Origin of the sequence: Acetobacter syzygii (assembly GCF_000964225.1) — a bacterium.
GTDB lineage: Bacteria > Pseudomonadota > Alphaproteobacteria > Acetobacterales > Acetobacteraceae > Acetobacter > Acetobacter syzygii.
In genome coordinates this window covers 135,252-155,733 of sequence record NZ_BAMZ01000008.1, presented here as the reverse complement: position 1 = coordinate 155,733, position 20,482 = coordinate 135,252, and the positions used below count along the sequence as shown (strand labels likewise).

General features: G+C 58.5%; 22 protein-coding genes. 13 read left to right on the top strand and 9 right to left on the bottom strand.

What is annotated here, in order from left to right; translation table 11 throughout:
- The first annotated feature begins 3 nt into the window (after positions 1–3).
- Together Absy_RS03470 and Absy_RS03465 are read left to right on the top strand one after the other, a co-directional pair.
- Positions 4–1,050, top strand: a complete 1,047-nt coding sequence (locus Absy_RS03470) for an aromatic ring-hydroxylating oxygenase subunit alpha (protein WP_048853316.1) — start codon at positions 4–6, stop codon at positions 1,048–1,050.
- A 125-nt stretch (positions 1,051–1,175) separates the two neighbouring features.
- Complete coding sequence (locus Absy_RS03465; RefSeq protein ID WP_048853315.1) at positions 1,176–2,252, top strand: FkbM family methyltransferase; 1,077 nt, start codon at positions 1,176–1,178, stop codon at positions 2,250–2,252.
- A gap of 14 nt (positions 2,253–2,266) precedes the next feature.
- Here the strand turns inward: Absy_RS03465 and Absy_RS03460 are convergent, their stop codons facing one another.
- Positions 2,267–2,422 carry a hypothetical protein gene (locus Absy_RS03460; RefSeq protein WP_158319841.1) on the bottom strand — a complete coding sequence of 52 codons (156 nt, stop codon included), beginning with the start codon at positions 2,420–2,422 and terminating at the stop codon, positions 2,267–2,269.
- Positions 2,423–2,513: 91 nt separating this feature from the next.
- Here Absy_RS03460 and Absy_RS03455 point away from each other — a divergent pair, with 91 nt between their 5' ends.
- The 4 genes from Absy_RS03455 (at position 2,514) to Absy_RS03440 (ending at position 6,354) form a co-directional block, all read left to right on the top strand.
- Positions 2,514–3,026 (top strand): flagellar basal body-associated FliL family protein, encoded by a 513-nt coding sequence (locus Absy_RS03455; RefSeq protein WP_048853314.1) that lies wholly within the window; start codon positions 2,514–2,516, stop codon positions 3,024–3,026.
- Positions 3,027–3,088: 62 nt separating this feature from the next.
- A complete protein-coding gene (gene fliM, locus Absy_RS03450) occupies positions 3,089–4,471 on the top strand; it encodes a flagellar motor switch protein FliM (protein ID WP_084596851.1) in 1,383 nt (460 codons plus the stop codon).
- Positions 4,468–5,142 (top strand): DUF6468 domain-containing protein, encoded by a 675-nt coding sequence (locus Absy_RS03445; RefSeq protein WP_052945692.1) that lies wholly within the window; start codon positions 4,468–4,470, stop codon positions 5,140–5,142. Before fliM ends, Absy_RS03445 begins: the two co-directional genes overlap by 4 nt.
- Before the next feature lie 300 nt (positions 5,143–5,442).
- Positions 5,443–6,354, top strand: a complete 912-nt coding sequence (locus Absy_RS03440) for a flagellin (RefSeq protein ID WP_048853313.1) — start codon at positions 5,443–5,445, stop codon at positions 6,352–6,354.
- 361 nt (positions 6,355–6,715) lie between these two features.
- On the opposite strand, the gene Absy_RS03435 is transcribed toward Absy_RS03440, so the two are convergent.
- The 3 genes from Absy_RS03435 to Absy_RS03425 all read right to left on the bottom strand — a co-directional run bounded on the left by Absy_RS03435 (position 6,716) and on the right by Absy_RS03425 (position 8,856).
- A complete protein-coding gene (locus Absy_RS03435; RefSeq protein ID WP_052945691.1) occupies positions 6,716–7,909 on the bottom strand; it encodes an ATP-grasp domain-containing protein in 1,194 nt (397 codons plus the stop codon).
- A gap of 108 nt (positions 7,910–8,017) precedes the next feature.
- A complete protein-coding gene (gene flgC, locus Absy_RS03430) occupies positions 8,018–8,425 on the bottom strand; it encodes a flagellar basal body rod protein FlgC (protein ID WP_025828495.1) in 408 nt (135 codons plus the stop codon).
- A gap of 14 nt (positions 8,426–8,439) precedes the next feature.
- A complete protein-coding gene (locus tag Absy_RS03425) occupies positions 8,440–8,856 on the bottom strand; it encodes a flagellar basal body rod protein FlgB (protein ID WP_048853312.1) in 417 nt (138 codons plus the stop codon).
- A gap of 237 nt (positions 8,857–9,093) precedes the next feature.
- Between Absy_RS03425 and Absy_RS03420 the strand changes: the two genes are divergently transcribed.
- Complete coding sequence (locus tag Absy_RS03420) at positions 9,094–9,900, top strand: prepilin peptidase (RefSeq protein ID WP_146802553.1); 807 nt, start codon at positions 9,094–9,096, stop codon at positions 9,898–9,900.
- On the opposite strand, the gene Absy_RS03415 is transcribed toward Absy_RS03420, so the two are convergent.
- Positions 9,897–12,542, bottom strand: coding sequence for a tetratricopeptide repeat protein (locus Absy_RS03415; RefSeq protein ID WP_181015890.1), 2,646 nt, complete (start codon positions 12,540–12,542; stop codon positions 9,897–9,899). The two genes, Absy_RS03420 and Absy_RS03415, sit on opposite strands and share 4 nt — an antisense overlap.
- Before the next feature lie 208 nt (positions 12,543–12,750).
- The gene (locus tag Absy_RS03410; RefSeq protein WP_048853310.1) at positions 12,751–12,999 is read right to left on the bottom strand and encodes a hypothetical protein; all 249 of its coding nucleotides are present in this window, start codon (positions 12,997–12,999) and stop codon (positions 12,751–12,753) included.
- A 276-nt stretch (positions 13,000–13,275) separates the two neighbouring features.
- Between Absy_RS03410 and Absy_RS03405 the strand changes: the two genes are divergently transcribed.
- The 5 genes from Absy_RS03405 to Absy_RS03385 all read left to right on the top strand — a co-directional run bounded on the left by Absy_RS03405 (position 13,276) and on the right by Absy_RS03385 (position 16,783).
- Positions 13,276–14,079, top strand: a complete 804-nt coding sequence (locus Absy_RS03405) for a response regulator transcription factor (RefSeq protein WP_048853309.1) — start codon at positions 13,276–13,278, stop codon at positions 14,077–14,079.
- A gap of 135 nt (positions 14,080–14,214) precedes the next feature.
- Positions 14,215–14,553 carry a flagellar hook-basal body complex protein FliE gene (locus Absy_RS03400; protein WP_048853308.1) on the top strand — a complete coding sequence of 113 codons (339 nt, stop codon included), beginning with the start codon at positions 14,215–14,217 and terminating at the stop codon, positions 14,551–14,553.
- A gap of 9 nt (positions 14,554–14,562) precedes the next feature.
- Positions 14,563–14,838: a flagellar biosynthetic protein FliQ gene (locus Absy_RS03395; protein WP_048853307.1), complete on the top strand. Its 276-nt coding sequence runs from the start codon at positions 14,563–14,565 to the stop codon at positions 14,836–14,838.
- The gene (locus Absy_RS03390) at positions 14,825–15,685 is read left to right on the top strand and encodes a flagellar biosynthetic protein FliR (RefSeq protein ID WP_245614702.1); all 861 of its coding nucleotides are present in this window, start codon (positions 14,825–14,827) and stop codon (positions 15,683–15,685) included. Before Absy_RS03395 ends, Absy_RS03390 begins: the two co-directional genes overlap by 14 nt.
- A 12-nt stretch (positions 15,686–15,697) precedes the next feature.
- A complete protein-coding gene (locus Absy_RS03385; RefSeq protein ID WP_048853306.1) occupies positions 15,698–16,783 on the top strand; it encodes an EscU/YscU/HrcU family type III secretion system export apparatus switch protein in 1,086 nt (361 codons plus the stop codon).
- A gap of 101 nt (positions 16,784–16,884) precedes the next feature.
- On the opposite strand, the gene Absy_RS03380 is transcribed toward Absy_RS03385, so the two are convergent.
- Positions 16,885–17,022, bottom strand: a complete 138-nt coding sequence (locus tag Absy_RS03380) for a hypothetical protein (RefSeq protein WP_158319840.1) — start codon at positions 17,020–17,022, stop codon at positions 16,885–16,887.
- Here Absy_RS03380 and Absy_RS03375 point away from each other — a divergent pair.
- Positions 17,021–18,382 carry a flagellar hook protein FlgE gene (locus Absy_RS03375; protein ID WP_048853305.1) on the top strand — a complete coding sequence of 454 codons (1,362 nt, stop codon included), beginning with the start codon at positions 17,021–17,023 and terminating at the stop codon, positions 18,380–18,382. The two genes, Absy_RS03380 and Absy_RS03375, sit on opposite strands and share 2 nt — an antisense overlap.
- A gap of 67 nt (positions 18,383–18,449) precedes the next feature.
- Here Absy_RS03375 and Absy_RS03370 read toward each other — a convergent pair whose 3' ends face one another.
- Together Absy_RS03370 and Absy_RS03365 are read right to left on the bottom strand one after the other, a co-directional pair.
- Positions 18,450–20,030, bottom strand: a complete 1,581-nt coding sequence (locus tag Absy_RS03370) for a protoglobin domain-containing protein (protein WP_048853304.1) — start codon at positions 20,028–20,030, stop codon at positions 18,450–18,452.
- 34 nt (positions 20,031–20,064) lie between these two features.
- On the bottom strand, positions 20,065–20,460 hold the full coding sequence (locus Absy_RS03365) for a flagellar biosynthesis regulator FlaF (RefSeq protein WP_048853303.1): 396 nt from the start codon (positions 20,458–20,460) through the stop codon (positions 20,065–20,067).
- Positions 20,461–20,482 lie beyond the last annotated feature (22 nt).

Here is a 20,482-nt window from a genome sequence, read left to right as displayed (position 1 = left end):
CCCATGCCCCAAGCCCTTGACCAGTATCTGGCCCGCAATTTCTGGCATTGCATTGCGCACCGCAGCGAATTGCCCAATGACCGGGATTTTTTACGCTTTGAATGGATTTTGGGCGATCTTGTTATTTACAACGACAAGGGAACCTTTGTCGCATTCGATAATATATGCCCCCACCGCGGTGCCCGGTTTTTGCTGGGCAGGGACGGCAACCAGCCGCTCTCCTGCGCATACCATGGCTGGGGGTACAGGGGGGGCAAGCTCCGCATTCCCAAACCGGAAAACTACAAACCCTGCGATCTGGAACGTGTACGCCTGAACAGCTACCATACCGCATGGTGTGGAGATTTTTTATTTGTTGCCATAACCCCCCTTACAGACCTGCCCACCCAGCTTGGGGGGCTGGCGGATATTCTGGCAGGGATGTCGCACGATATAACCCAGCGGCACGCACGGATTGACTACCCTTATGAATGCCAGTGGCAGGTTGCAGTGGAAAACGCGCTGGAACCAGACCACGTGCCCCTTGTGCACACCAACACGCTCAACCTGCTGCACCTCCATGCAGGCCGGAACTCCTACTACACTTATAATTCCGTACTGAACGCCTCGATTGGGAACGAGACCATAACACGCGGTCTGAACAGGATTGCCCGCTTTTTTGATGTCCCCCATAGCCAGAAAACCTATACAGCAATTTATATTTTCCCATTTTCGTTCCTCTCCAGCACATATGGTTACACCTATTCCTTACAGAATTTTCTGCCATCTGGTGAAAAACAGAAAACGTATTTTACCACACGCATGTTCCACTCCAGACTGGTCAATGCAGAGAAAAATAGAGAAATTATAAAGCCTTTTCTTGACTCCGTTGAACAGGTCAATGAAACGGTTTTTAAGGAAGACTTTGAAATCTGCAAACGCATTGCCCCGGATTTTCCGCTCACTTCCCACAACAGCATTCTCTCAAACACGGAAGAGAAAATCCTGCATTTCCGTAAATGTGTGGAAGAGGTGGATGCCAGAAGGCAGGCACACGGCACATCCGCGTAAACACCCCACACCAGCCGACGCATGGTCTGCCTGGACCATGCGCAGGAAATCTCCTCAAAAATACTTTAATTTTTGATTTTTCCAGAAATTAACCACTTTTCTTCCAGATCAGGATTATATTCATCATGTCCAATACCTTACCAGACAACCTTGATTCATTTTACAGCACGATTATGCACATTGCTCTCACCAGCCTGAAAGATAACCATTTTCAGGATAATTTTGATGCAGAGCGTTTTAATACTGATGGAACAGACCATTCACAGGATTTCGACCCCAATAAAAGAGTTTTTTATTTTACATGGTTCTTTTTCAACAAGGAATCACTCTTCCAAAGCTATATGGCCCTATCGGGCGAGCATTCAAAGCTGCTCTACCTCTGCCTGATCATATACCGCATGGTCGGCCATCTGTGTTTTCAGTTACCCTTGGAATTTCGTGCACGGCAGGATGACCTGCAATCCTATTACGCGCTTGCTGGTACGGCCGACAGCACTTACCCGCTTGCTGGCACCATTGGAAAACTAAAGCATTTTGACTTTGTTTTTGACGGAGAAAGATACATTGCAGACTGCCTTGGTTTTGAATATTACCTGCACCGCAAACAGTATTTTTATGATCAAGATGGCATCCGCATAAGACCCGAACAGGGCGATACGGTTATTGATGGTGGCGCCTGCACAGGGGATACCGCTCTGGTTTTTTCCAACGCGGTAGGGGCTGGCGGCAAAGTTTATTCCTTTGACCCCGTTCAGGAACATTTTGATATTCTGACCTACAATACCAAACAGTTCCCTTATGCCAATGTTGTGCCCATGCCGTATGGTCTCTCTGATCACGAGGTCAGGGCACCGCTCTTGGTGAACGAGCACTATGCACCCGGCTTCTCGCACGAGGAGCAGACTGTTCCGCTTACTTCGCTTGATCGTCTTGTTGCGCGCGATGAGATCAAACAGATTGACTTCATCAAACTGGACGTAGAAGGGGCAGAAATGGCAACCCTTAAAGGAGCAGAAGCCAGTATTCGGCGCTTCCGCCCCAAAATGGCCATTTCACTGTACCACAAACCGAATGATATTTTTGAAATAATCAACTATATAAAATCGAATTTTGATTTTTACTCCCTTTATATTGGCCACTATACCATTCATACGGAAGAGACCGTGCTGTACTGTGCCCCCACGCACCGTTCAATCGGCTAGGCGGCGGCTGCCAGTCAGAGCGACTGGCAGCGGCACAACCCGACCAGACCGGCAGGCTGGTCGGAGCACCTGACGCGCTGCGGCCCCCTGATGCGCCAAGCCCCCTTTGCCCCCCCACCGGCTCCCATGCCCCACAGCGCGCCCCGGCCAAAAAAGGCAGAAGCGCGCATATCCGTCCTTACCCGCCCATTGAGTAGGTGCGCGCCAGCGGTTAAGCTGGTAATAGGTGCATTAGATTAACCATTCCGGAGCCCACCAGACATGAGCGAGACTGTAACCGGCGCAAAAGAAGCAAATGCTGCCGACGCAGTTCCCAGAGCAGACGCCCCCAAGTCCAAGCGGAAACTGATTATGGCGGGCGCTGCCGGTCTTGTTCTCCTTGTCGGTGGTGGGGTTTACTGGGAAAAGGATAAAATCTTTACGTCCAAGCTCAAGCGGGACATGGGCAACAAGGCTGCTGCCGCCATGCACCCGCCCATTCTGCTGGGTATTCCCCCCATGGTCTCCAATCTGGATACGTCGGGCGGGCATCCGGTTTACGTCAAGCTGACCGCCAAGGTGGAAATCAGCGGTGTACCAAACGAGGCCGCGCTACAGGACCGGATTGCGGAAATTCAGGACGTGTTCCAGACCTACCTGCATGAAACCCGGCCGCAGGATATTCGGGGCAACGGCATTTACAGGCTGCGCGAATCCATTCTGCGCCGCCTGCGTGCACAGCTTGCCCCCTTGCAGGTGACAAACCTGTATCTTGTCGAATTCCTTGTCCAGTAAAGCTCTCCGGCTTCTGACATCCGTTCAAACCGACACCCTTCAGGAACCGTAGCGACAACCACATGCAGGATGTAGACGACACAGCAGCAGGGTCCGGGAACCACGAGCCCGGAACAGACGCAGCACCGGACGCCCCGCATACGGAGGAGGCGCACGACGCCGCGCAGGAGCAAACGCCACAGGCCGCCCCTGCTGAAGGCAATGCCACGCCAGATGCCCCCCACGACGGCACCGGACCAGACGGCACAACACCAGAGCCGGATGGCCAGACTGCAACGCAGGACGGGCATAACACCACGCCGCCCGCCAGCCCGGACGAGCACGCAGCCACCGCCGAGCAGGGGGAGCACACCCCCACACCGGATGAAGACCCGTTTGGCAGCCACCTGCTTGACCAGTCGGAAATTGACAATCTGCTCGGCCACACATTTGGCGGGTTTGAAGAGCCGGAAGAAACCGGCATGGAGCGCGTTATCAAGGCCGGGTTTGTGGCCTACGAACGCCTGCCCATGCTGGAGATCGTGTTTGACCGGCTTGTGCGCATCCTGTCCGCGACCTTGCGCAACTTCACCAACGATAACGTGGAAATCACGATCGAGGGTATCCGCTCCCTGCGCTTTGGGGACTACATGGGGGCTGTGCCATCCTCCTCCATGTTTGCCGTCTTCAAAGCCGTTCAGTGGGACAACTACGGGCTGGTCGTTGTGGATTCGGCCATGTCCTACTCCATTATCGACATTCTTATGGGTGGGCCGCGCGGCGTTGGGCACGCAGGGGTGGAAACACGCCCCCACACCGCCATTGAACGCGCGTTGATTGAAAAGCTGATCACCCTTACCCTCAGCGACCTCTCTTCCGCCTTTAACCCGGTCTGTAACGTGGACCTTGCGTTTGAGCGGCTGGAAGTCAGCTCCCGCTTTGCTGCAATCGCCCGTGCATCCAACGCCGTGGTGCTGGCCAAACTCCATATTGATATGGAGGACCGCAGCGGCAACATGGACCTGATCATCCCCTATGCCACGCTGGAGCCGGTGCGCGACCAGCTTTCGCAACAGTTCATGGGGGAAAAATTCGGGCGCGACTCGATCTGGGAAGACCATCTGTTTTCCGAAATTCTGGAAACAGACGCCCAGGTTTCCGCTGTGTTTGACGAAAAAATTGTTCCGCTCTCCGAGGTGCTCAACCTCAAGATCGGGTCCCTCATGACCTTCCCGCACAAAAGTGGGTCGCCCTTCCCCATTCGTCTGCAATGCGGGCAGACCCCCCTGTTTGAAGGGCGTCTGGGCAAGCTGGGCAACAAAAATGCGGTCAAGATCCAGCGCAGGCTGGTCCCCCCGGAGGAGCACCACCTGCCCCCTCCACAGGGCGTGCCGCCACAGCCCCCACACCCGCAGCCTCAGGCTGCACCGCCCACCCCGGATCAGACTGGAGGGTCACCTGAATGATGTTCACACAGATCCAGATGATCATTGAGATCATTCTCTCCGTCTTTTTGTTCCTTGGGATTATCTACAGCTTTTACCTTGGCCGGGTGCTGGGCAACCTCAAGCGCGACCGCACCAGCCTGCTGGAACTGGTGGACAAGCTTGAAAGCAGCGTCAATCAGGCTGAAGAAGGCGTGGACAAGCTCCGCGTGGCAGGCGAGGTCAGCGGTCGCCCCCTGAGCCGGATGATCGAACAGGCCAAGGTAACCGGCACCGAGCTGGACGACATGGCCACCAAAGCCGATTCGGTTGCCGACCGGCTGGATTCGGTCCTTACGCAGGTGCCATCGCAGGAACGGCGGATGGAAAGCCTGATCCAGCAAGCCGAGCAGGCGCGCCTTGCCATAGAAGAAACACTGGAAAAGCTGCAACAGGCCAGCCAGACTGCCCAGCAGACAGCGCAGGAACTGGTCCAGTCCGCGCTGGAAAACGCCACCGCCGCACAGAACGCCGTGGCCAAAGCGGTGGAAGAGCAGATGCCAGCCGTTGTGGAACCGCAGGAAGCCCCCCCAAAAACCCAGTTTGCGGATACGCTGGACATGCCCATGCCCGCCACACTGACCCGCGAGCGGCCTTATTTGAAGGCGCTGGAAAAGACCTCCGGCACGGACGAAAAACGCGCCAGCGCTTAACCTTTTTGCCGCAACCGTTAACGGTTCCCGCAGCCCCTGCATAAAAAGGGCCAGACCTCCTCCCCCTCAAGGGAGGAGTTTTTTATGCCTCGCGCCAGTTCGGAAGCTCCAGAAACTGGCGGTTTTCCAAGCATTTTTAATCTCCGGGCTTCAGCAGCAGCGCCCCGGCAAAAAGCCTGCTGGCGTTTTTTTTGACCCGACCCCAAAAAAAAGTGATCGCGTTAACCTTCTCTTAGCCATTGGGGGGTTTATTCACTCTTGAAACAAGGGCACTCGCCCACTCGAAATGGAGATCACAACGTGAGCCTTTCTATTAACACCAACACCTCTTCAATGGTTGCTCTGGAAACCCTGAACGCTACCCAGAGCCAGCTGAGCGCCACGGAAAACGCTGTTTCCACCGGTAAAAAAGTTGCTAACGCTTCCGACGGCCCTGCTTCCTTCGGCATTGCTTCCCAGATGAACGGCAACATCTCCGGCCAGAGCGCTGTGAATGACGGCCTGTCCTATGCTTCTTCCGTTGTGAGCTCCACCAACACCGCTTCCAACCAGATCCTGTCCGTTCTGGCCGAAATCCAGAACGCTGTGACCAGCATCGGTAACAACTCCGGCAGCACCACGTCCCTGTCCCAGATCAACGACGAAATCAACGGCTACCTGGGCCAGATCGACACCATTGCTAACGGCGCAACCACCAACGGCGTGAACCTGCTGGCCGGCAAGACCGACTCCAGCCTGGCAATCACCGCAAGCAGCCTGCAGTATGTAACCGGTCTGCAGGGCTCCCTCGCAACCGTTACCAACTTCAGCGCAAACGCAAGCGTAACTGCCGATGCCTCCCTGAGCGTCATGCTCGGCCTGGCCAAGACCGGCGCTGCTGGCACCAACACCGTAACCGGCACGATCACCACCGCTGGTACGCTGACCGAAACCCAGCTGCAGGCTGCGATCTCCACGATCCAGGCTGCTATCACCACGATGACGAACTTCACGTCTCAGCTGGGTAACAACACCAAGCAGATCGCTAACCTGACCACCTTCGGCCAGAGCGTGACCGACAACCTGACGACCGGCGTTGGCGCCCTGACCGATGCTGACATGTCCGCAGAAAGCGCAAAGCTGACCTCCCTGCAGACCAAGCAGTCCCTGGCTATCAAGTCCCTCTCGATCGCCAACGGTCAGTCCCAGAACATCCTGTCCCTGTTCCAGTAATCCTACTGATACAGTTGACGAAAAATGCCCTCGGCGAAAGCCGGGGGTATTTTTTTTGCGTTGTCGGGTTCGCTTGCCGCAGACTGCGGGGAACAGCCTTCTCCCCCTCGCACGATCCTGAGCGAAGACTGGCAAACCATCACAGCACAATGACCGCCCAGTACTGCCTACTTGCGCACCACAATGGCGTGCCTGCCGCTCCTCCCCCACTCCACACCGCAAACGCAAAAAAAAACCGCTCCCCCTGCCCATGCAGAAGGAACGGTATGCCCCTTATGGGGCGTTTACAGGGCCATCTGGCCTAAAGCACCAAGCACCAAGCACCAAGCACCAAGCACCAAGCAACCCCGCATGGGGAATGCTAGGGAGCAACGCCCGCTGTCACTTTGTTTTGCAACATGGTGTAGAACGCTGCAAAAATCTTGCGCATCTGTGGCAGCTTGTAGGGGAACATCGCCGCATCATCGCAAGCGTGGATGATCAGGGCGTTAGAGAGTTCAAACACCAGTAGTTTGCCATCTGTGGTTTCCGCACAGTCAAAGCCAAAATAGTCCAGCTTGACCGCATCATTAATCCCTTGCAGGGCGGCGGCGTGTCTTTGACCAAATTCCTGATCAAAGCGGAGCATGGCATGGGCTTCCTCCGCCCGGCGGGAGGCAAACGCCTTCATTTCCTTGTATGGGTAATGGACCATCCAGTGCGCGGAAATGCCCATATGCGCCAGATAGGCCTGCCCCCCAACCAGCACCACCCGATATTTGCGGAAAAGCTGGTCGTCCGAGGCATAGTTTATAAAGTTGGCAACAAAGAACAGCTCTGCCCCCACCTGCGCCAGATAGGCGCTCAGGTCCTGGGGCTGGTCTATTCTGCTCAGGCCAATGCCACCATGCAGGCCCAGCGGGCGCACAATAAACGGATAAGTCAGATTAAGCCCCAGTGCCTCCAGCGTGTTCTGCCCGGTGGCAACCCCTTGCAGCACGGCCCGGTCCAGCCGGTAGGTTTGCGCCATGGCCAGCCCCGGCACCGTATGCAACAGGTCAAAGGCCGCAGAACGGGAGAGTTGGGGAATATACTGGGGTTTGTTCAGCACTGGCGTGGTGCTGTGTGCCAGTGCTCTGGCCAGTTCCGCCAGAACGGCAAGGTGGGTATCCCCCTCCCCCACGGCCACAAACAGCAGGTCATGCGGGGGCAGCGGGTTTGGCAAAAGCAGATCGGGGCTTACGTACACCACATCCATCTGCACTGGTGCATTCTCCAGAATACACTCAATGGGGGTGTTGGCGGTCAGGTCGCCGGGGGTTTTAACCACCAGCAGCCGCAGGGCGTCCTTGCCTGCGTGGGTCAGATTAAAGGTCTGCTGCAACCCCAGTGCCGCCTGCAAAAAGGCCTCTGCCTGATCATTCTCAAAGGTTAACTGCATAATCAGGGACAGATCGAGCAGGGTCTGCGCGTTTGGCTCCTGCGCCGCCTTGTGGAGCAGTTCTGTCCGGTAATGCGTAATATCCTGCCCGTGCAGGGCCTGCCGCAACAGCGGGGAAAGTCCAAAAGACGTCATGTTTATGCTCGGCTATGGCCGGACCTTGTCCAATACTAAAGTGCCAGAACCCATAGCCTTACAAAGCACGGAACCTTACACAACACTCAGCAATTGCACCTACCGGCGTTATTTCATCAGATTGATGGTACGGGTCAGCATGGAGCGGGTGATCTGCATGGTGTTCAGGTTCGCCTCGTACGAATGCTGGGCGTCATGCGTATCCATAATTTCGACCATGGTGTTCACGTTCGGCACCTTCACATATCCTTTGGCATCTGCCGCGGGGTGGGAGGGGTCGTAGCGTGTTTCAAACGGTGTGTGGTCCTGCCCAATGGACTTGACCTTAACACTGGAAGCCCCGGTTGCCTGGTCCAGCGTGGTCTGGAAGGTAATGGTCTTGCGGCGGTAGGGGTCTGCTCCGGGGGTGGAGCCTGTTGTGTCCTTGTTGGCAAGGTTTTCTGCCGACACGCGCAGGCGCTCGGCCTGAGCACGCATCCCATCGGCGGAAACGCCAATTGTATTGGTAAAGTCCATCTGCTGTTCCGTCCTTACGAACTGGTGCCAAGCGCGGTGGAGAACAAGCCCATGTAACGGGTATAAACCGTAGTGGCAAAGCGCTGCTGGTCGTTGGTGTCGGCTATCTTGCCCAGCTCATCTTCCAGCCGGACCTCGTTCCCATCGATGGATGTATTGCCACCTGTGGTTTTGCGCGCCACAGCCGTATTGCCCGGCCCGGCCATGTGCCCCGGTTCGGTCTGGACCAGCGCCATTGTCATCTGGTTTTGCAGCACACCCGCAAATGGTGCCACATCCTTGGAAACATAACCCGGCGTATTGGCGTTAGCCACGTTGCCTGCCAGAACCGACTGGCGCGACTCCAGCCACTGCAAGCGCCGTTCAGCCAATGACAGCAGGTCAGTTCCGCTATGGGTCAGCGCGGTCTGGGATGACAGTGCCTCCAGCATGAAAATGCCAGCTCCCTTGTGTTGTATGCAGTCCCTTCCGGGGTAGCAAAAGCCCGCTCCCCTCTGGCAACCTGCGCCATAAATAGCGCCCCTTGCCCCCGATAGCTACAGATTTATTGGTACCACGCCCCAACACACCCCCCAAAAGAGGCTGCCCGGCCCCATGACAGAACCCCCACACGGCGCTATGGCTTGGGCAAAAGCCTGCGTACCAGCCCCCGCCAAAGTAAGCCAATCATGCGCACACTCCGGATGAATGACGCAACCCTCCAGATCGGAGCAACACTGGCCATGCTGGCATGGAGCCTGCTGGCCCGCACCACGCTGGCCAGTGTTGCCGGGGTGTGCATTGCCCTGTGGTTCCCCGCCTCGGTCCGCATTTACGCAGCGGTGCTGCGCTGGCTCCCTGTTGCCAGCGGTGTGCGCGCCCATGTGGAAGATGCTCCCGCCGAACAGCAGAACGAGCTTGTGGCAAGCTGCCTGCTTACCGCTGCCTGCGCCATAACCCTGCTCATTTACACCCCGCCTGCCGTGGCGCTGGCCGATGCAGTAGCCCTTAACCTTGCCAGCCTTCTTGTTCAGTTTGACTGGCGGAATGGCTGGCTGCCCAATGCCCTGCTTATGCCCCTCCTGCTTTGCGGGTTACTGGCGGGGGCGGCCATGGGCCATGCCAGCAGCGCCATTGCCGGAGCCTTTACCGCGTGGGTGCTGGGGGGTGTGGGGCTGTTTAGCCTGTCCATTCAACGGCGGGGCAATTTTATGTCCGCGACCGATGTTCTGTTGCTGTGTGCCTGTGGGGCATGGACCGGGCTGGGCGGGCTATGGGCTTTTCTGCTCTTTGCCGGGGGCGGGTTATGGGGTGTTTGCGCACTGCGGCGCACCACCCACCTACCTATGGTCCAGACCGTTCCCCTGTATGGCGCGCGGCCAGTCTGGCGGTATGCCACCGCCCTACCCTGTGCCCTTGGGCTGCTGCTTGTTTTTCTGCTCCAGAACAGCCCCAACCTGCCGTACTGGGTGCGCTTTATGCTTGGTGGTGTTTAAAGCTTGGTTGTTCCTGCCGCAGGTTTGGCGGGCGCTGCGGTGCTTTTTGGCCCACCCACCTGCGTTAGCAGGCGGAACACGCGCCCGCTCTCCCCATCCATGGCGCGATCCCCCACCAGTTTGGCCAGCCATGCCAGCGTATCCGCATCCCCTGCCTGGGAGGCATCGGAGGCCAGACGCAGCGCCAGTGTCTGCTGGGCCGGGGTGAGCGGACCTTCGGCGGGAATATCCGCCTCCACCATTTTGCGCACGCTGGCTACGGCGGCTGGCCATTCGGCACGGCTCTCGTGGATGCGGGCTGTCATATCCAGCGCATCGGAAAAACTATCCCCGTTCAGCAGGCCCAGGGCTGCCGTCTGGTCGCCGTTGGCCATCGTAATTCTGGCCTGCAGGCGGCGGCGGGCGGCCTTCATGTCTTCTGGCAGGTCCGGGTCATCGGTGCGCTGGAGCACGTCCATGGCACCGGGCAGGTCCTTGAGCGCAATGTAGGTTTCCGCCAGCCCCTGCCCGGCCAGAGCCTTGAGTTCGGGGGAATCCAGCATGGGCACAGCATCCGAGAACGCCTGCTGCGCCTCATCCGCCAGACCAAGGCCAAGCAGCATTTTGCCGTAGGCCATAAGGATTTCGCCTTTTTTGGTCCCCGGTTGCAGGGCGGACAAATGCGCACGCAACATGGCCGCACCATGCAAAATGGCATCCCGGTCCGTATCCTTGACCACCTCGCTCGCCACGGCGGCAAGGGTCTGGAACAGCATGGGGGACAACACAGGTTCGGACACCTGCTCAGGCGTATCCTTGACCAGATCCAGTGTGGCCAGTGCCTCCGCCCATTTGTGCGCACGCATGTAAGCATCGGCCTGCAACAGCCGCACCGTGGCCTCGCGCCCGGCCAGACGGGCATCGGGCATAAGGCTGTTAAACATTTCCGCCGCGGCAATGGGGGTCAGCTTGCCATCGGACATATCGAGCGAGATTTTCTGCTCCAGCGCTTTTTCCGCCACCACGGGGTCCGGGTCTACCGCAAGCGCGTTAAACGCATCATACGCCTGTGGGCGCTTGCCGGTCCGCAGGTCGCGGAAGGCCGCCGCCAGCCTGTAAACCGACCCATCGGGCAGTTTGCCAAGTGCCCCCAGATCCTCCGCAGAGCCGTAACGGCCAATCTGCTCGGCGGCAAAGGGCAGCAGCACGTTGCGCACGCTGGTGGGGTAATTGCTCAAACGGGTAAAGTCACGCGCCATCAGATGCGCGGCCTCGGACTCGTGCCCGCCTTTGTTGGCAAGGTAAAGGCCGCGCCACAACTGTGTTGCCCGCTGCTCGTTATCCGGCCATGGGCCTTCCAGCAGGAACGCGCCATCCATATTGCCGCTGAGCAGTTCGGATGCTGCGAGCAGAAAGCTGACCTCCGGCCGCACGGCCTCCTCCGGGTCATCTTCCAGCGCTACGGTCAAAATTCCGCGGGCTTCCACAAATGCCCCTACGCTAAAGGCGGCACGGGCCTCCTCCAGCCGGGCGGCAAAGCGTTGTGCGGGGTCGGAATCGGCTGCGGCCAGCAGGGCTTTGTGCAGCCGGGCTTCCAGCTGTTCATCGGGCAGTTTTTGCAGGCCCAGCCAGTCCAGATCAACCGTATTGGCGTACACGGCCACCTTGGTATCTGCCAGCGGGCTTTGGGCAGAGGTCAGCAGTGCGCCATCGGGCGTGGACCTTAGCCCGACATCGGGCGATGTGGCCGCCACCACCACCCCCTCGGTCGTGGGCCATACATCGTACCCATCCCCATGACGGAAGGAGAGAATCCCCCCATCATCGGTGGTGGATGTTCCCACAAACAGCTTTTTGCCCGATGCAGGGTCCGCAATGGTCAACACGCGGCCGGGTTTGCGCATGGGGTAGAGAATACCGCCATCCGCCACGATCGGGTTGATCACGCGCCGGTCACCATACACGTTACCCGGTGGGGGCTTGTCCCCCAGGACCCAGCCTTCTGCCTGCTGGGACAAAAAGAACTCGCGCGTGTCTGGCAGTTTGATCTGCAACAGGGTGGCACCCGGCAGGGTGGTAACCGTAAGGGTGGAAAAAATACCATCCCCATGCAGGGCACTGGTATCCATGGGTTCGGCATTGTCCACCACAATCACAAAGCTGTCGCCACTACGGAAGGCGGCCAGCCCCATGCGGGGGGAAATGGGAATAAGCACACGGTTGACCGAAGGCGTGGGCACGGCTGGCACACCACCGCCATTCCCCCCGACAACAGAGCCCGGGGCATTCGGCTGCCCGGCCTTCTGCCCCGGCTTGTGCCCACCCTTGGCAGGAGCTGCCGGTGTGGGCGGGGGCAAGGGCACGTCCAGCACGGTCGCGGTCCATGGCGCGGGCAGCCCCTTGAGCAGGTCAGCCGCGGGGGCATTGGGGTCCACTGGTGCCGGGGCAGCCGGTGTGGTGCCAGCGGCGGTCGCAGCTGTTGCGGCCACACCAGCCGCAGCCGCAGCGGCACCTGCCGTTGCCGCACGTGGCACCCCGGCAGCCGGAGCGGCCGGTTTGGCCTGCTGGGTGCGGTTGGTATGGGGGCGGCGCGCTGCATCGGCCACGGTTGTCATGGCGGAGCAGGACAGAAGCAGGGCAATGGGAAGAAGGCAGCGTCTCATGCAAACGGATCTGCTGAAATACACGTCTCGTTAATCCTGAACGAACAATAGCCCTGCCGTGGGGCGGAACTCTTCTGTCAATACGGGGGCGGGCACCGCCATTGCCGCGCACTCACCAATAGCCTGAAGCATCCTGCGTAAAAAATACGCCTTACCGCCGCCTCGTGCCGTGCAACCGGGCGGGATAACCCGGCCCGGGCTGGGGAACTCAGGCCAGAAGGTTAATAAAGCTGGCCGTACCGGAATGTTTGTTGTGGCTGCTGCCCGAAGGCACGACCTGACCTGTTGAATCAAACTGCATGGACGTGGAGGACCCATCCTGCGCGGTGGAGGACACCTTGAGGGCGCTGGAGGCCACATGCTCGGGCTGGACCGCGCGATGTGCTGCCTGAGCCCTGTTTGCCGTTGCGGTACGCATACTGGAGGCAAGCTGAGCGGCAACCGTGGTATCTGCCATGTTATGGACCCTTTGGATAATAGGCATACAAAAATAAAAAACCGGTATGCCGCACGGCAGGGCCGTATGCAAACCAGTAAAAAAATCTTGCTCTCAGATTATGGGATGGTCATGCCTTAGCCAAGGTGTTTTTTGGAGTCTGGGCTTGCGCTGCGTTGAACACACCCCAAATACCCCGCCAATGCCCGGCACTGGCCAGCGGAATATGGGGGCGCAGCGCTGTTCCCACGCCCCTATGCCACGCAAACGCCACGGAAGCAGTAGTACGGAAAAAATATGCGCCTGTTGTGTATCGGAGACAATTCAACGCATGGTGATATCCGGCCATGCCACGGTCTGGCCGAAGCTGCGGTGGAGGGGGTTGTCTCCATCACCATGTCTGGTCCCGAAGGCGTGGTGGAAACACTCCGCCGCTCACAGTACGATCTTGTGGTCATCCAGCAGGCCAGACCCGATACACGGCTTTTACGCCACATCCGCAACAGCCGCATTCCCACCCCGATCATGATGATCGCACGCGCCAGCACCCCTGCGGAGGTCGCGGAGGCCCTGTCCATTGGGGCGGATGACTGCGTAAACGCCTCCATCGAGCCGGTGGAACTGCTGGCCCGCCTGCGCGCCATTGTCCGCCGCGCTGGTGGCCATGACAGCCTGACCCTGCACATTGGCCGCATGGTGGTTGATGTGGACCGCAGGCAGGTCCAGATTGATAACCAGCCCCTGGCCCTGACCCCGCGTGAGTATGATGTGGTGGAACTGCTGACCCTGCGCAAAAATCAGGTCCTGAGCAAAGAGGCCCTGCTGGACAACCTGTACGCCGGGCAGGAGGAACCACACGGCAAGATTATTGATGTGATGGTCTGCAAGATCCGCAAGAAAATGCGCGATTTTGGCATAAAGGACCCGTTTACGACCCAATGGGGCATTGGCTACCGGCTGAACGAACAGGCCTTTATCCCCCTTGGTGCGCGCATGAACGCACACAGCGCCAGCAGCACCCCCGCCTCGCGCGAGACCAGTCTGCCCGTTACGCGCGGGATCAATGTTATTTCCCCCGCGACCAAGATGGACGTGCTGTAAAACCGCAAAGATTAGGCGCACAGGCACAAAAGCCACTGGCCTTGCGCAGGCCAAATGGATTACAGTGCCCCCAGATTCCAGACCACTTTGTGGCGGGGTGGGCAGGCCCCACCATCCACGCCAGACAGGGCGAAAATGACCAGCGACATTACCACACGCAGCCTAGACGCACTGAACGCCTACGGGCAGACCCAGCAGAGCATGCAGTCCACAACGGACGAACAGGGTACGGGTTCCACCGGAGGGGCGGATATTGTTTCCGGCTTTACCTCCGCGCTGGACAACGCCCTTAAAGGCGCCATCCAGACCGGCAAAACAGCAGAAACCCAGACCGCAACCGGTCTGTCGGGCAAAGGCAACATGACCGATATTGCCACCTCGGTGGAAGAGGCCAAGCTGACCCTGCAAACCGTGACCACCGTGCGTGACCGCATTGTGCAGGCCTATCAGGACGTCATGAAAATGTCGATCTAAGACCCGGTCATGCACAATACAGTCGACATCCATGACATTCTGCGCCAGACACTGTTTGTGGCGGTCAAGCTGGGCGCTCCCTCCCTGCTGGCCTCGCTGGTTGCCGGTGTCATGGTCTCGCTGTTTCAGGCCATGACGCAGGTGAGCGAAGCCACGCTGTCCTTCGTGCCAAAATTTGTGGCGGCCATGGCAGCCCTGCTGCTGACCGGCTCCTACATGGCCTCGACCCTGAACACCTACGCCCGCACCATTTTTGACCAGATTATTATGGTTGGCGGGTCATGACCTGCCAACCCCACTCCACCACCACCGCGTGGGCATGACCGATTACCTGCTGTTCCCCGGCGGGTCCATACAGGTCCTTGCCGCCATGTTCCTGCTGGTACTCTGCCGCGTCAGTGCGCTGGTTCTGGCCTCCCCCGGACTGGGGGAAAGCACATCCCCCATGATCGTCCGTGCAGGCATTGCACTGTGCATTACCATTGCCATTCTGCCGCTTGAGCAGCAGAGCCTCAAGGACGTATCCGGTCAGGCCCTGCACATGCCCGCCCGCGCCATTGCCATTATTGCAGGCGAACTGCTGTATGGCATTTTTATTGGCTGGCTGGCCCGGCTGATCTCGCTGGCGCTCAGTATTTCCATGCAGTTGATCGCAACATTTACGGGGCTGGCCAGCGTGCTCCAGCCGGATGCGGAACTGGGGGCGGGGAGCACGGCCATCAGCCATATGGCGGCCTTTCTGGTCCCGGTCGTTTTTCTATCCTCCGGCCTGTATGCGCTGCCGCTGGCCGCAGTGACCGGCTCTTACACGGTTTTCCCCCCCGGCCACATGCCCATGACCGGGGATATGGCGCGGAGTGTGGCGCTCCTTACGTCCCAGACCTTTATGCTGGCCTTCCAGCTTTCTGCCCCGTTTGTACTGATCGGTACGTTATGGCCTGCCATGCTGGGGGTTCTCAACCGGCTTTTGCCCTCCATTCAGGTCTATTCCATGGCCATGCCAGCCCAGTTGCTGGGGGGCGTGCTGCTGCTGGCCATCCTTATTCAGGTCATTACCGGTGTGTGGCAGGAGCGCGCGGGCGACCTGCTGCTGGGTCTGCCCGGCATTGGCGCCAGCACGGCGCGCCACTAGGAGCCGGACCCCATGGCGGACGACAGTTCAGGCGAAAAGAGCCAAGCCCCAACCGGCAAACGGCTGGAAAGCGCGCGTGAGGAAGGTAATATTGCCCAGTCGCGCGAGGTGCAGCTTCTGGTAATCCTGAGCGGGTTCTTAATTGTTTTTACCACCAGCACCGGCCTGTCCGCCTACAAGTTTGCCAGGCACATGCATGGGCTTATGGCACATTTTGACAGCATTCCCTTTGATGGCGCCTCCCTCTACCGCGCCACCATACAGGCCATGCTGGAGGGCATGTGGCTGGCGGCTCCGCTGGTGTGTACGGGTGTGGTGGTCACACTGGGCTTTGGTGTGCTGCAAACCGGGTTCCTGTTCCGCCCTGCCGCCATTATGCCCGACATCATGCGCTTGTCCCCCGCCAAGGGGATCAAGCGCCTGTTCAGCAAGAACAATCTGGTCGAAACCGCCAAGAGCATTATCAAACTTGTGGTTTTTGGCTTTGTTCTGCTGGGCGTGGCCAAGGAGACCCTGCGCGTAGCCCCCGTTTCCGAACGGTGGAGCGTGCCCCACCTCACGCGTGAGCTTGTATCGTGGTTTGTGTACGCAACACTGGTGGTGCTGGTGGTACAGGCGGTCATTGCCGTGTTGGACGATGTGTGGACACGCTGGAACCGGCTGCAACAGCTCCGCATGAGTTTTCAGGACATCAAAGACGAAGCCAAGAACATGGACGGCGACCCCAAGGTCAAGGCGCGCCAGCGCCAGATTCGGATGCGCCGCCGCCGCCGTATGCTCCAGGCCACCAAGGAGGCCACGGTGGTCATTACCAATCCGACCCACTACGCCGTGGCCCTGCAATACGAAAACGGGATTCACAGCGCCCCAAAAATTGTTGCCAAAGGCACGGATGAACTGGCCGCCCGTATGCGAGAAGCAGCGGAGGAAGCCCGCGTGCCCATAGTCCCCAACCCGCCACTGGCCCGTGCGCTGTACACCCTGCCACTGGATTCTGAAATTCCATCCGAATACTTCCAGTCGGTTGCCACAATTATTGCCTACGTGCTCAAGCTCAAAACGCCGGGCGCACGCGCTGTGGTGCCTCCATCCCGCTAATACGGCCAACCGGGCACCCACTGCCAGAGCAGGCGGTTTACACTTCTTTCATGCAGGAAAACCTTGCGTTCCACGCCCTACATGCTACTCAGTTGGGCATGTCAGGCAACAGTGTTGTGGTGGGCCGTGGTGCGCCGCCAAAGGCTGGAGCCATTAACCCAGTGGCTGATGCGCGTGCCCAACCGGCACAGACAGCCAGCGTAATATAACTGCGCATCCACAAGGCAGGGACGGCACATGTCTATTTTTAACTCCCTTACCACGGCTGTCAGCGGGATTAACGCTCAGTCCACCGCGTTTACCAACCTCAGTAACAACATCGCCAACAGCCAGACGGTCGGCTACAAGGCCGACACCACCGCTTTTCAGGACTTTGTGGCCGGTGCAGGCACCACCTCCGGGTCGTTTGCGCAGGGTGTTGCCAACTCCGTTTCTGCCGTAACCGTGCAGCACGTGAACTCCCAGGGCACCGCCTCCTCCAGCACGGACGGACTGGCCATGTCCATCTCCGGCAACGGGCTGTTCAACGTCTCCAAACCCGAAGGGGCTGTCAGCTCTACGGCAACCCAGTTCCAGAGCACCCAGTACTACACCCGCAACGGTGAATTCTATGAGGACAAGAGCGGCTATCTGGTCAACACCAGCGGTTATTACCTTGATGGCTATATGGTCGATTCCACCACAGGTGCGCTGAACACCACAAAGCTGACCCAGATCAACGTTGCCGACGTTACGTTCCGCCCCACCCAGACCACCACGATCAGCGCCGCTGGTACCCTCTCTGGCGATACATCGGTTACAACGACGGTCCATGATGGCGGGTATGATCAAAGCGCACCGACGAACGACCAAACCGATATTACATTGGGCTGGACCAACGTCACCACAAGTTCGACGGACGGCACGACCACGGCAACGCTGACAATCACCCCGGCGTCCACCACAACAAGCCCGGTCGGCTATAGTGATGACAGCACCAAAGGGTACACAGGCCCTTACACCGTAACCTTTGCCAAAGATGGCACGCTGGCTTCCGTAACAGACAGCAGCAACCCGGCTAAAAATGTTACTTCCACCCTGAGCGGTGCATCGGCCACCATTCCCATCAAGGTTACGTACCCCAACAAGACCACCCAGTCTGTTAACATCAGCCTTGGAACTATTGGCAGTACTGGCGGCGTAACCTTTAGTTCTACATCAGCCACCACACCTGTAGCCCTGAGCAATGACACCGTGACCTCCGGCACGTATGAAAGTGCGGAAATTGAGAGCGATGGCTCCGTTATGGCTGTGTTTGACAACGGCGATACGCAGCTTATTGGCAAGGTCGCGCTCAGCAATTTTGCCAACGTTAACGGTCTGCTGGCCGTGGATGGTCAGGCATACACCGCAACAGCCTCCTCCGGTAGCGCCAAGACTGGGCTGGTGGGCGATAACGCAACAGGCTCCCTGACCGTTGGTTATGTGGAATCTTCCACCACCGACCTGACCAGCGACCTGTCCGCCCTGATTGTTGCGCAGGAAGCCTACACCGCCAACACCAAGATCGTGACCACGGCAGACCAGCTCCTGCAAACCACCATCGCCATGAAGCAGTAAACCGCTTTTAAACCAAAGCGTCTGTGCACCGGCCTGCTCCCCAGCAGGCCGGTTTTTTTATGCCCGTCTATTCTGCGGCAACCGGGCAATCATCCTCGTAATCCGGTCCATAATCCTGCCCGTAGGGCTGCCCATAGGCCTGCTCGTAATCGTGCTCGTAATCCGAGAGGACAAAGTTGCTCACCAGATCGACCATTTTGGCCGAGCGGCGGGTCAGTTTGTGGCAGTCTGTGGAGGCATGTTCGGTCATGGACGATGTTTTTTCCGTCAGGTCCCGCAGAGCGGCTGCCTCACGGTGGGTGCCTTTAACACTTTGCTGCTGGCCGCCCATTTCCTTGTTAATTTTGCGGATGGCGTTGTTCACCACAGCAATGCCTGCCCCAATATCGGACAGGTCAGCCACCATCTGCTGCACGGATTCCGCCCCGCTGCGAATAACCGCCTCGCTTTTTTGCGCACTGGCGGCAATCTGCCGCGCCGCGTGGGATGTTTTGACCGACAGGTCACGAATAGCCATGGCCACAACCGAAAAACCACGCCCCATGGCCCCCGCCCGCGTTGCCTCCACATTGGCATTCAGGGCCAAAAAGTTGGTCTGCGCGGCAATGTTCTGAATAGACCCCACAAGGTCGGAAATTGTGTTCCACGCGGTCTGAATATCCGCCATGGTGGCCCGTACACCGTGCATGTTGGTGTTGCCACGGGCTGCGGCTTCCACACATTTGCGCACGGCACTTTCGGCCGCAATGGTCTGCCCCGAAACATCGTCCAGCGATGCCTCTAGCGTTGCCGTGGCATTGGTCAGCCGATGAATGGACCCGACCTGCGCCTCGTTCTGGCTTAAAATCCGGGCATGGGAATGGCTGATGGAAGATGCGGTCTCCTCCACCTGTGTGGAAACCTCGCGTATGTCGGACACAACGGTGTTCAGCCCGGTTTTGAGCTTGGCAAAAGCCGCCGCAAGTACGGGGGAACGTTCGGCCACATCCTGCGCAAGGGTCGCGCTCAGATCACCCTCGGCCACCCGTTCGAGTGCCTGTGCGATCTGCTCCAGCGCGGAGCGTTCGGAGGCCGCTTTCTGCCGTTCTTCCTCCAGCCGTGCCAGATAGGTGGAAATAACCAGATCCATGTCCAGAAAAGCCGCTTTGATAATGGCCCCGATCTGGTGGCCCAGCTTTTCCCCCGCATCGGCCTCGGCTGCACCGCGCCCAAGGCCAAAACGCCGCCCTGTTCGCATGGCCCCCACCCCCTGCTGGATCAGGCGGCGGCAGATGGCATCGAGCAGAACGGCATAACCATCTATGTACCAGCGGGGTTCCAGCCCTATGCGGGCGTGTGCATGGCCAATGCGGGTAACATCGCTAACGTAGTCCGGCCCAAATTTGCCGGACAAAATGGTCTCCCAATGCATCTGCTGCAAGGTGCGGGCTTTGGTTGTGGTGGCCTCGGTTGGGAAAAACCGGGCCAGCTCGGGCACGTCATGCACACGTTGATAAAATTCGGACAGGCTCTCATCCAAAATTGTCGCCATATCGGGGCGCATACTGGCCAGCACATCGCGCTCGCGCCGTTCTATGCCCATAAAGGACAGTCTGTCTGCTATTGATGCAGGTTGCCACCCGCCTGCGCGCACATCCGAATTTTCCATAGTCGAGCCACCTTAATGTTGGCTCCCCAACCGTTCAGAGCATGGCGTCGGTATCAAACCCCTGCTCGGGACCTGCGGATGATTCCAAGCCTTCCAGAACGGTTTCTGCAATTCCAATCAAGGGAGCGAGGGACAGATTTGTGTCAAGAATGGCACGAATGCCGTAACGCTGTGCCTGCGAGGCCAGCCTTACAAACAGCTCCCTGTCTTCATAATTCGTGGCGCCCGAATCCAGCGAATTCGCCTTCATGATCATGGACCACAAGCGCTGGTTCTTGGTCAGCGCCTTAAGCCGAACAGAAGGGTCGGAACTGGCTGCCGCCGTTTCCAGCTCCTCTATCAGCAGTCTGAAGCAGGTTGCATCGGCCTGTCGGTCCGTTAGGGAGTACCCGGCCACATTCTGGTAGGCGCGCATTGCTGGATGGATCATGATTACACCATATCTTTATCGG